This window comes from Vibrio sp. 10N.222.55.A1 (assembly GCF_041473835.1).
Lineage (GTDB): Bacteria > Pseudomonadota > Gammaproteobacteria > Enterobacterales > Vibrionaceae > Vibrio > Vibrio crassostreae_C.
In genome coordinates, this window is the sequence record NZ_JBFRSX010000045.1 from 59,396 (window position 1) to 69,266 (window position 9,871).

General features: G+C 45.3%; 9 protein-coding genes, 1 riboswitch and 1 other annotated feature. All 9 genes read right to left on the reverse strand.

Annotation, left to right across the window (positions count from 1 at the left end; all coding sequences use genetic code 11):
* Positions 1-105: 105 nt before the first annotated feature.
* The 9 genes from hisIE to AB4493_RS14660 all read right to left on the reverse strand — a co-directional run bounded on the left by hisIE (position 106) and on the right by AB4493_RS14660 (position 9,350).
* Complete coding sequence (hisIE, locus tag AB4493_RS14620; protein ID WP_017060271.1) at positions 106-756, reverse strand: bifunctional phosphoribosyl-AMP cyclohydrolase/phosphoribosyl-ATP diphosphatase HisIE; 651 nt, start codon at positions 754-756, stop codon at positions 106-108.
* A complete protein-coding gene (gene hisF, locus AB4493_RS14625; protein WP_017060270.1) occupies positions 753-1,526 on the reverse strand; it encodes an imidazole glycerol phosphate synthase subunit HisF in 774 nt (257 codons plus the stop codon). The genes hisIE and hisF overlap by 4 nt, the downstream gene beginning before the upstream one ends.
* Positions 1,508-2,245, reverse strand: coding sequence for a 1-(5-phosphoribosyl)-5-[(5-phosphoribosylamino)methylideneamino]imidazole-4-carboxamide isomerase (gene hisA / locus AB4493_RS14630; protein WP_372155279.1), 738 nt, complete (start codon positions 2,243-2,245; stop codon positions 1,508-1,510). The genes hisF and hisA overlap by 19 nt, the downstream gene beginning before the upstream one ends.
* A gap of 43 nt (positions 2,246-2,288) precedes the next feature.
* Complete coding sequence (hisH, locus tag AB4493_RS14635) at positions 2,289-2,903, reverse strand: imidazole glycerol phosphate synthase subunit HisH (protein WP_372155280.1); 615 nt, start codon at positions 2,901-2,903, stop codon at positions 2,289-2,291.
* Positions 2,904-2,912: 9 nt separating this feature from the next.
* Positions 2,913-4,001 carry a bifunctional histidinol-phosphatase/imidazoleglycerol-phosphate dehydratase HisB gene (gene hisB / locus AB4493_RS14640; RefSeq protein ID WP_017067390.1) on the reverse strand — a complete coding sequence of 363 codons (1,089 nt, stop codon included), beginning with the start codon at positions 3,999-4,001 and terminating at the stop codon, positions 2,913-2,915.
* 129 nt (positions 4,002-4,130) lie between these two features.
* Positions 4,131-5,171: a histidinol-phosphate transaminase gene (hisC, locus tag AB4493_RS14645; protein WP_017060266.1), complete on the reverse strand. Its 1,041-nt coding sequence runs from the start codon at positions 5,169-5,171 to the stop codon at positions 4,131-4,133.
* Positions 5,172-5,180: 9 nt separating this feature from the next.
* A complete protein-coding gene (gene hisD, locus AB4493_RS14650) occupies positions 5,181-6,482 on the reverse strand; it encodes a histidinol dehydrogenase (RefSeq protein WP_017065318.1) in 1,302 nt (433 codons plus the stop codon).
* Entirely contained in the window at positions 6,482-7,378 is an 897-nt protein-coding gene (gene hisG / locus AB4493_RS14655; RefSeq protein ID WP_017060264.1) for an ATP phosphoribosyltransferase, read from the reverse strand. Before hisG ends, hisD begins: the two co-directional genes overlap by 1 nt.
* Positions 7,379-7,431: 53 nt before the next feature.
* Positions 7,432-7,567 (reverse strand) — a sequence feature (His leader region).
* A 190-nt stretch (positions 7,568-7,757) separates the two neighbouring features.
* Positions 7,758-9,350, reverse strand: coding sequence for a Na+/H+ antiporter NhaC family protein (locus AB4493_RS14660; RefSeq protein ID WP_372155282.1), 1,593 nt, complete (start codon positions 9,348-9,350; stop codon positions 7,758-7,760).
* Positions 9,351-9,462: 112 nt separating this feature from the next.
* Positions 9,463-9,640: riboswitch (Lysine riboswitch) on the reverse strand.
* Positions 9,641-9,871: the final 231 nt, after the last annotated feature.

A 9,871-nucleotide genomic window follows, 5' to 3' on the forward strand; every position in this document is an offset into this window, starting at 1 on the left:
AAATCTTGAAATCTTGAAAATTAAAAAACTAAAAAGCCCCGTAAACATGTTTGTTTGCGGGGCTTTTGTCTGTCTTTTACGCGGTTCTATTAATCTAAAGAGAGCTTACTTATGACGCTCTTTCAGCTTGTTTACCACATCATCCATCGATAAGCCTTGGTCTTGAAGAAGAACCATTAGGTGGTAAATCAAATCTGCTGATTCACACACTAACTCCGCCTTATCGCCCGACGTCGCCGCAAGCGCGACTTCAACGCCTTCTTCGCCCACTTTTTGCGAAATACGCTTGGTGCCACGGGCATATAGACTGGCAGTATAAGAAGATTCAGGATCGGCGTCCTTGCGGGCAGCCAATAGCTGCTCAAGCTGATGAAGCCACACCATCTGAGACTCTTCTTGCTTGTCTCCATCCCAACACGTTGTTGTACCTGTGTGGCACGTTGGACCAATGGGATTAACTTTAACCAGTAAGGTGTCGCTGTCACAGTCCAAGGCGATGTTTTGCAGTTGCAATACATTGCCCGACGTTTCACCTTTCGTCCAAAGACGCTCTTTTGTGCGAGAGAAAAACGTCACATTGCCAGTTTCACCCGTTTTCTCAAGTGCGGCTGGGTTCATGTATCCCATCATTAGCACTTGGCTTGACTGGTAATCTTGAACAATCGCTGGCACTAAGCCATCTACTTTTTCCCAGTTAATACGCTCTGACAATGCGCCTACTTCTGTTTTTGATAAGCTTACGGGTTCAAAACTCATAGTCGCACCTCTACATCTTGTTGTTTTAAATACTGTTTAAGTTCACCAATATTGATGACTTGTTTGTGGAATACCGAAGCCGCAAGTGCTCCATCCACGTTGGTCTTTTTATAAGCTTCAGCAAAGTGCTCCATTGCACCAGCGCCACCAGAGGCAATCAATGGCACATTACACACTTCACGCACCATGTTTAACTGATCGATATCATAGCCGTTACGAACGCCATCTTGGTTCATCATGTTTAACACAATCTCACCTGCGCCACGCTTCTGTACTTCCTGCACCCAATCTTTGGTTTCCCATTTGGTTGCTTTAGTACGCGCTTCATCGCCTGTAAATTGGTAAACCTGATATTTACCGGTTTCTTTGTCGAAGTATGAATCGATACCGACAACGATACACTGAACGCCAAACTTATCAGCAAGGTCAGTAATCAGCTGTGGATTAGCCAATGCCGGTGAGTTGATTGACACTTTATCCGCACCAAACTCAAGAATGCGCGCTGCATCTTCTGCTGATTTAATACCACCAGCGACACAGAAAGGGATATCGATCACTTCAGCTACGCGTTTCACCCAGCTTTTATCGACCACACGGCCATCACTTGATGCGGTGATGTCATAAAATACCAATTCATCGGCGCCCTCTTCTGCATAGCGTTGTGCTAGCGGAACGATGTCACCAATAATTTCGTGGTTACGGAACTGAACGCCCTTAACCACTTGTCCGTCACGGACATCCAAACAAGGGATTATTCGCTTTGCCAACATGCAAATGCCTCCTCTGCGGTAAACTTGCCATCAAGTAGCGCACGACCCACAATCACACCCGCAACACCGCTGCCTTTAAGCGCTTCGATATCAGCTAGGCTGCCAATGCCGCCCGATGATTGGAATTGCACTTGTGGGTACTGCTTACAAAGATCAACATAGAGCTCTACGTTTGATCCTTCTAGCGTGCCGTCACGTGAAATATCGGTACACAGCACGTGTTTAAGGCCAACCGTGAGGTAGTCTTCAATTAGCGCTTCAATGGTCACGCCTGAATCTTCTCGCCAACCTGAAATCGCCACTTTACGTGTGCCGCTTTCGTCAATGTTGATGTCTAGAGCCAGCACGATTTTTTCCGCGCCGTACGTCTCCATCCAACCTTTCACCAACTCAGGTTGCTTAACGGCTGTAGAACCAACCACAACGCGCTGTGCGCCAGCTTCTAGCAGATCAACGACATCTTGTTCATTGCGCACGCCACCACCAATCTGGATGTTCGCAGGCGTGCTAGCCAGTAGCTTAGCAATCAAGTCTAACTGACGAGCCGTTGTGTCTTTTGCACCTGTTAAGTCAACAAGGTGCAGCCAACCAGCACCAGCTTGGTGATACAGATTAAACTGCTCTGCTGGGTCTACTTTGTATTCTGTTACTTGCCCGTAGTCTCCTTGGAATAAGCGAACTACTTGGCCTTCAATTAAATCTAACGCGGGAATAATCATTTACATTCCTTATATGGCAACGTTAGCCGCTGCCTAATCCTTATTACAATTCCAAGAAGTTCTGAATCAGCTTAGAGCCAGCTTTCGAAGATCGCTCTGGGTGGAACTGAACACCATAATAATTGCCACTTTGAACCGCCGCAGTGAACGGATTACCGTAATCACATTGTGCGATTGTGTAGTCGCCCACTGGCATTGCGAAGCTATGAACAAAGTAGAAGTATTCGCCTTCTTCAATGTCTTTAAATAGAGGATGATTAGGTGTTGCCGTTACGGTGTTCCAACCCATGTGTGGTAATGGCAAGTCGCCCGTTTCAAGTAAACGAACTTCACCATCACACAAACCTAGGCATTCAACTAACTCATCAGCCTTTTGACCTTTCTCTTGAGACAGTTTGCCTAACAGCTGCATACCTAGACAGATACCCAGCAGAGGCTTCTCAACTTGCTTGACAAGGGTAACAAGGTCACGCTCGTGCAGGTTCTTCATTGCCTCACTTGCTGTACCTACACCGGGTAGGAATAGCTTGTCGGCAGCAAGAACCACTTCTGGTTCTTTTGAAATTTCAACTGCGTAGCCCAAACGTTCAATCGCAAACTTCACCGATGAAACGTTGGCACAACCAGTATCAATAATAACGACTTTTTGCTCTTTCATACCGAACCCTTACAGAACGCCTTTGCTGCTTGGTAACTCGTTACCTTCAACTTTGATTGCTTGGCGAAGAGTACGGCCAAACGCTTTGAACAGGCTCTCAATGATGTGGTGATCATTATTGCCATCAGAAGAAAGGTGTAGCGTGCAAGCCAATGTGTCAGTTAGAGAACGGAAGAAGTGAACCACCATCTCGGTTGAAAGATCACCCACTTGCTCACGGCTGAATTTAGCATCGAACTTCAGGTATGGACGACCAGAAAGGTCTAACGCACACTGAGCCAAACACTCATCCATTGGTAGGCTGAAACCAAAACGGCCAATACCACGTTTGTCGCCTAGTGCATCTTTCAATGCTTGGCCTAAAGCCAGAGCGGTATCTTCGACTGTGTGGTGATCATCAATGTGCAGGTCGCCCTTCACAGTCAGGTTCATTTGGAAACCACCGTGTGTCGCGATTTGATCAAGCATGTGGTCGAAGAAACCCATGCCGGTATCGATCTTGTTGCCACCGGTTTCATCAAGGTTTACTGCAACCTTGATATCTGTTTCTTTAGTGGTACGAACTACTTCAGCAATACGCGCATTAACCGTCAGATCTTTAACGATTTGTGGCCAGTTAAGCGTGCCTTCAGTTTCCGCATCCGGGCTATATTGAATACCGCGGATTGCCATGTTCTCTGCCAGTTGAAGATCCGTCATTCGGTCGCCAATCACAACAGAGTGTTGGAAATCGACTTTACCGCCTTGTAGGTACTCTTTAACCATACCCAGTTTAGGCTTACGGCAAGAGCAGTTGTCTTCGTCAAAGTGAGGGCAAATAAGCACGTCGTCAAACTTAACGCCTTGAGATTCGAAGAACTCCATCATCATATTGTGTGGTGCATCGAAATCTTCTTGTGGGTAGCTATCGGTACCTAAACCATCTTGGTTAGTGACCATTACTAAGCGGTAACCAGCATCTTGCAAAGCAAGCAGGCTAGGAATTACTCGCGGTTCGAATTTTAGCTTGTCTAAACGGTCTACTTGAAAGTCAACTGGCGGCTCAACAATTAAGGTGCCGTCACGGTCTATAAAAAGTATTTTCTGTTGTTTACTCACTTGAACTTCCTTTTAATTTTAAATCTGGTGGCCTAGCTAAAATCAAACGCTAACCCAAAATATTGGTTTCACTTGCCAGCCCAATTAATCAACTCAAACTGGCAAATGTTATTACTGGTAAGCCTTTCATTACTGATAAAAGTTACGAATGAATCCAAGTGTCTTTTCGCACTCTTCGCGGTTACCAATACTAATACGAACACAGTCTTCAATAGGTGAATTACGCAAAATAATGCCCGTATCCCAAGCCGCTTTAAATAACTCATCGCCGTTCGGGAATTTCACCAGTAAGTAGTTACCCCAGCCATCAAAAACCGTCACTTGAGGCATACCTAATAGACCCGCCTGCAAATACGCTCGGTTAGCACTTAAATCTAGAACTTGGAACTTAGCTCGCGCTAGTCCTTGCTCTGAGAGAGCTTGAACGGCAATGTCAGCAACAGGGATTGGCACAGGATAAGGAGCGATCACTTTCAACAGTACATCGATAAGCTCTTTATTCGCTAGCGTAAAGCCACAACGTAAGCCCGCCAAAGCAAAGGCCTTCGACAAGGTGCGCAGAATCGCTAGGTTTGGATATTGCTCAAGCAAATCAACGGTTGACGCTTCTGGACAAAAATCGATATACGCTTCATCCATCACCACAATCGCTTTGTCTTGTGTCATTTCAAGCAGCTTGATGATGTCTTTACGATCAACCAAATTACCGGTTGGGTTATTTGGGCTACAAACAAACACCACTTTTACGTTGTCGAGCTGAGCTTCGATAGCTGGAAGATCCAATTGCCATTCAGAAGTAAGAGGCACAACTTTACGCTCAACACCAATCGTCTCTGCACTGATTGCGTACATACCGTAAGTAGGTGGGCAGTAAAGAATAGCGTCTTCGTTCGGCTCACAGAAAGCACGAATCAATAACTCAATGCCTTCGTCAGCACCACGAGTCGTCAGTGTTTGCTCTGATTTCACGCCTGCGTATTGAGCGTAAGCATCAATCAGCTCTTTTGGCTGACATTCGCTGTAACGGTTAAGACGAGACAAGTTCAGGTTGTACTCGTTATCAAACGGAGATTCGTTGGCGTTTAGCCATACATCACCAGTACCGCCTATGCGTCTTGCAGACAAGTAAGGTGTTAGAGCCTGAACTTGTTTTCTTGCTAACTTTTCCATGCCCTACCCTTATTTCGCTTTATTTAACTTTTCAACTCGGATAGTCACAGCGCGTTTGTGTGCATCCAAACCTTCGGCTTCCGCCATTGTTACTACTGTTGGCGCTAGGCCTTTCAACCCATCGGCTGTTAGCTCCTGCACCGTCATTCGCTTAGAGAAATCAGCCAAACCTAGGCTTGAATACGTCTTGGTATAACCGTAAGTCGGAAGAACGTGGTTTGTGCCGGATGCGTAGTCACCTGCAGATTCTGGAGACCAGTCACCAAGGAAAATTGAGCCTGCATTATCTAGCAATGGCAGCAATTCACGTGGATTCTTGGTTTGAACGATCAAGTGCTCAGGACCGTAGAAATTCGAAATCGCAATCGCTTGAGTGATCGATTCAGCAATGATGATTAAGCTTGAAGCCAATGCTTGCTGAGCGATGTTCGCACGAGACAGTTCTTTCAGTTGCTTTTGAACCGCTTCTGTTACTTGGTCTGCAACCACTGGAGATGGAGTTACCAATACTACTTGAGAGTCAGGCCCGTGTTCCGCTTGGCTCAACAAATCCGCTGCAATGAAGTCTGCATCAGCCGTTTCATCAGCAATCACTAACACTTCAGATGGGCCAGCTGGCATATCAATAGCTGCTCCGCGGAAGTCATTACTCACTTGGCGCTTTGCTTCCGTAACGTAGGCATTACCTGGGCCGAAGATCTTATCGACTTTAGCCACACTCTCGGTACCGTAAGCCATTGCTGCAACCGCTTGACCACCACCAACGTTGTAAACTTCGTCGATCTTACAAAGCTTAGCGACATACAAGATTTCATCAGCGATTGGCGGAGGTGAACAAAGCACAACCTTACGACAACCTGCGATTTGAGCAGGAACACCTAACATAAGAACCGTTGACGGTAGTGGCGCACTGCCACCGGGAATATAAAGGCCAACAGTATTAATCGCGCGCGTCACTTGCTCACACACAACACCAGGCTGTGTCTCAACCTTAATTGGCTGCGGCTTTTGAGCTTCGTGAAACTTAGCAATGTTGCTATAAGCTTGCTCTAACGCTTGCTTCATCTCTGGTGTTAGACGAGCACACGCCTCTTCAATCTCACCCGAACTGACTCGGATAGATTCTGGAGTTACACCATCAAACTTTGCAGTCAGCTTTTTAAGCGCGGCATCGCCTTCATTTCGTACTTTTGCAATAACATCAGAAACAGTCGCTGTGATGTTTGCACCTTCAGTAATAGCTGGACGCTCTAATACCGAGTCTTGCTGTGATTCACTTAAAGATTGCCAAACAACGGTTCTCATCGTCACTACCCCATCATTTTTTCGATTGGTAATACTAGAATCGAGCTTGCACCCAACTCTTTCAGCTGTTCCATTGTTTCCCAGAACAAGTTCTCTGTACTTACTAGGTGCACGGCAACTTTGTCTTTGTCTGTAGATAGAGGAAGAACCGTTGGATCTTCAGCACCAGGCAGTAGTGCTTTGATTTGCTCTAGTTGAGAGGTTGGCGCGTGAAGCATGATGTACTTCGACTCTTTCGCTTGTTGAACACCCTGCATACGAGTCAGTAGTTTTTCAATCAGTGCGGTCTTGTCTGCGTCGAAGTCGCCAACACGTTGAATCAGTGTTGCTTTCGATTGGAAGATAGCTTCTGCTTCTTTTAGGCCGTTCGCTTCAAGCGTTGCACCTGTAGAAACTAAATCAGCGATAGCGTCTGCAAGGCCAGCGCGAGGCGCGACTTCAACCGAACCTGTTAGCATACAAGTGCTGAACTCAACACCCTGCTCGTCCATGTAGGCTTTAAGTAGTTGTGGGTAGGTTGTCGCAATACGTTTGCCCGCTAAGTCTTGTGGGCCGTTGTATTCTTCGTCTTTATTAATAGCGATTGAAAGGCGGCAACCACCGAAGTCTAAACGACGTAGTGTGCGGAACTCTGAAGGCTCTTTAAGAGCAACACGATCTAGACGAACTTCTTCTAGTTCATTTTCACCGATGAAACCAAGGTCAACTACACCATCCATGATAAGACCTGGGATGTCGTCATCACGAACGAGTAACAAGTCGATTGGCATATTTAGTGAGTGAACCACTAGGCGCTCACCCATGATATTAAATTTAACACCACATTTTTTAAGTAGGTCTTGGCACTCTTTACTTAAGCGACCTTTCTTTTGAATTGCGATTCTTAGGCGTTGTGTCTGCATTGCTGTATCCCTGTGCAAATATTTGAATTTATTGATTATTTAAAAGCGATAAAACTAAAAAACCCTCGGGGACTTTGTCATCCCGAGGGTTTAAATCTAAATTCTTTTGACTTAACCTCCGGGAGTAATCTTGCTCCCGGGTATACGTAAATCTCCCCGAAAGACTAGATAGGGTGATGATGGTGATGAATTTTCATTACTAATTTACGCATACTTATCAGCTCTTAGGTTGTTTGCTGTCTTGTCTCCACACTAACTAAGCTGACATCCTTTTTCAACCATTTATTCGAACTTTTTTCACGAAACTTAAAATTAAATTAACAGGCACAAAAAAGGGAGGCAAACGCCTCCCTGATAGTTTACTGATTAACTTTCAATTTTAGCTTTTGCACGTCGCCATTTTGCAGCGAGAGAAGTAAGCCAATGCAAAACATACAGCAACAAACGTTAGAGACGCTGCGCCAAATGCGATGCCAATTGAAGATGTCATACCTAGAGTGATGAAACCAATGCACGATACGAACGCTACAGACAACGCGTATGGAAGCTGAGTCGAGACGTGGTCGATGTGGTTACAACGAGCACCAGTAGAAGACAGAATCGTCGTATCTGAGATTGGAGAACAGTGGTCACCAAATACTGCACCCGCTAGAACCGCACTTAGCATTGGAAGAATCAGTGCGATATCCGATGCTGCAGCCATATCACCCGCGATTGGTAGCATGATACCGAACGTACCCCAAGATGTACCTGTAGAGAACGCCATAACGCCCGCTAGAAGGAACAACATAACCGGTAACCAGTGGTAATCAATGCTGCCCGTTACTAGAGATGATAGGTACGAACCTGTTTTCATGTCGCCGATTACAGAACCGATAGTCCATGCGAATACAAGGATTAGGATTGCGCCAAACATAGAGCTTGCACCAATCCACATTGTTCTTGCGATATCGGCCATAGATAGCTTTTGCTTGAATACTGTCGCTAGTGCTACTAGTAAGCCGATAACACCACCGTAAACAAGAGATTTACCAACATCTGTATTTTCGAATGCACCAAGTAGGTTAAACGCTTGACCATCAGCAGCTAACGCTTGACCGCCTGTGTAAAGCATCGCAGCTACAGTCGCTACGATCAATGAAACGATCGGCATGATTAGGTCAGAAACAGAACCGTTTTCGCTCTCTTCGATATCTAACTCTTCGTTTAGATCGTGAGCTTGCTTTTGATCGTTGTCACCTTCAAAGCCACGGCCTTGAGATGCTTCGATCTCATGCTCACGCATCTTACCAACGTCTAGACCGAACCATGCTACTGCGAACACCATTAGTAGTGCGAATACAGCGTAGAAGTTCATTGGGATAAGACGAACGTAAGCACCCAGTGCAGAATACTCTGTCACACCGTGTGTCACTAAGATGCCACCAATGATCGTGATGATGTAAGCACCCCAGCTAGAAGCAGGCATGATCACACACATAGGAGCAGCAGTTGAATCTAGGATATAAGCAAGCTTAGCGCGAGATACATAGAAGCGGTCTGTTACAGGACGAGAGATAGCACCAACCGCTAGGCTGTTAAAGTAGTCATCAACAAAGATGAATACACCTAAGAAAGCAGCAAGTAGTTTTGAACCACGTTTGCTCTTAACGCGAGACTGTGCCCACTCCGCGAATGCGCGAGTACCGCCAGACAGTGTTAATAATGCCGTTGTCATTCCAAGAATAATTAGGAATGCAATGATGCTCATGTTCCAAGTGTTGATGCCACCATCTTCGATGAAAACACCAGATGCTTTAGTAAATACGTAGCTAGCTGCGTTACCTACTGAGTAATCAGCAAGTAGAATCGCACCCATGATGATACCGACACCCAAAGAAACCAATACACGGCGGGTAACAATAGCAAGGCTCAAAGCCACAAGGGGCGGAAGCAAAGATAAAGGTGATGTTGCAAAATCTATTAAATTCATGATCTTCAAAAACCAGTTTTTTATTTGGCTAGAGATCTACTGCAGACAAACTTGATACGGCTGACCAAGCTCATGTTGAACTAAGCGAAAGGGAAGTGAACACTTCACCCAACCCTACAGTAGCGCTCCATAGTTTAAAATTAAGACTATGGCAGTGTTGTACCTATTGAGCACAACCCCAGCAAATTGCTTAGATATACAATTTACTTCGGCAATTACACCTTTCATTCCCGTTCATTGGCATCACCCCAACGGAAGTTACTTTTTATAATTGCACCTCTACGTGCGATAACATTATTAACCGTGTAAACCAGAGTTTAACAACAAATTAACCAACACCTCGCATCAGGTAGCCGCAATTGTACTCACCAAGAGCAACAATGCAACATATCATTCCGAGAAAAATAGCTTTTTGTTAATGAACTAATCAATAGAAGAATAGTCTACATAAGTTGACTACTCCACCTGTCACATATCATTTTTTAAGATATTCTTAATAATTATTATAAATTCAATAGAAA

Excerpts from the sequence above, each read along its gene's own strand:
- hisIE (WP_017060271.1), bottom strand. The coding sequence starts at position 756 with ATGAGTTTTGAACCCGTAAGCTTATCAAAAACAGAAGTAGGCGCATTG.
- hisF (WP_017060270.1), bottom strand. The coding sequence starts at position 1,526 with ATGTTGGCAAAGCGAATAATCCCTTGTTTGGATGTCCGTGACGGACAA.
- hisA (WP_372155279.1), bottom strand. The coding sequence starts at position 2,245 with ATGATTATTCCCGCGTTAGATTTAATTGAAGGCCAAGTAGTTCGCTTA.
- hisH (WP_372155280.1), bottom strand. The coding sequence starts at position 2,903 with ATGAAAGAGCAAAAAGTCGTTATTATTGATACTGGTTGTGCCAACGTT.
- hisC (WP_017060266.1), bottom strand. The coding sequence starts at position 5,171 with ATGGAAAAGTTAGCAAGAAAACAAGTTCAGGCTCTAACACCTTACTTG.
- hisG (WP_017060264.1), bottom strand. The coding sequence starts at position 7,378 with ATGCAGACACAACGCCTAAGAATCGCAATTCAAAAGAAAGGTCGCTTA.
- AB4493_RS14660 (WP_372155282.1), bottom strand. The coding sequence starts at position 9,350 with ATGAATTTAATAGATTTTGCAACATCACCTTTATCTTTGCTTCCGCCC.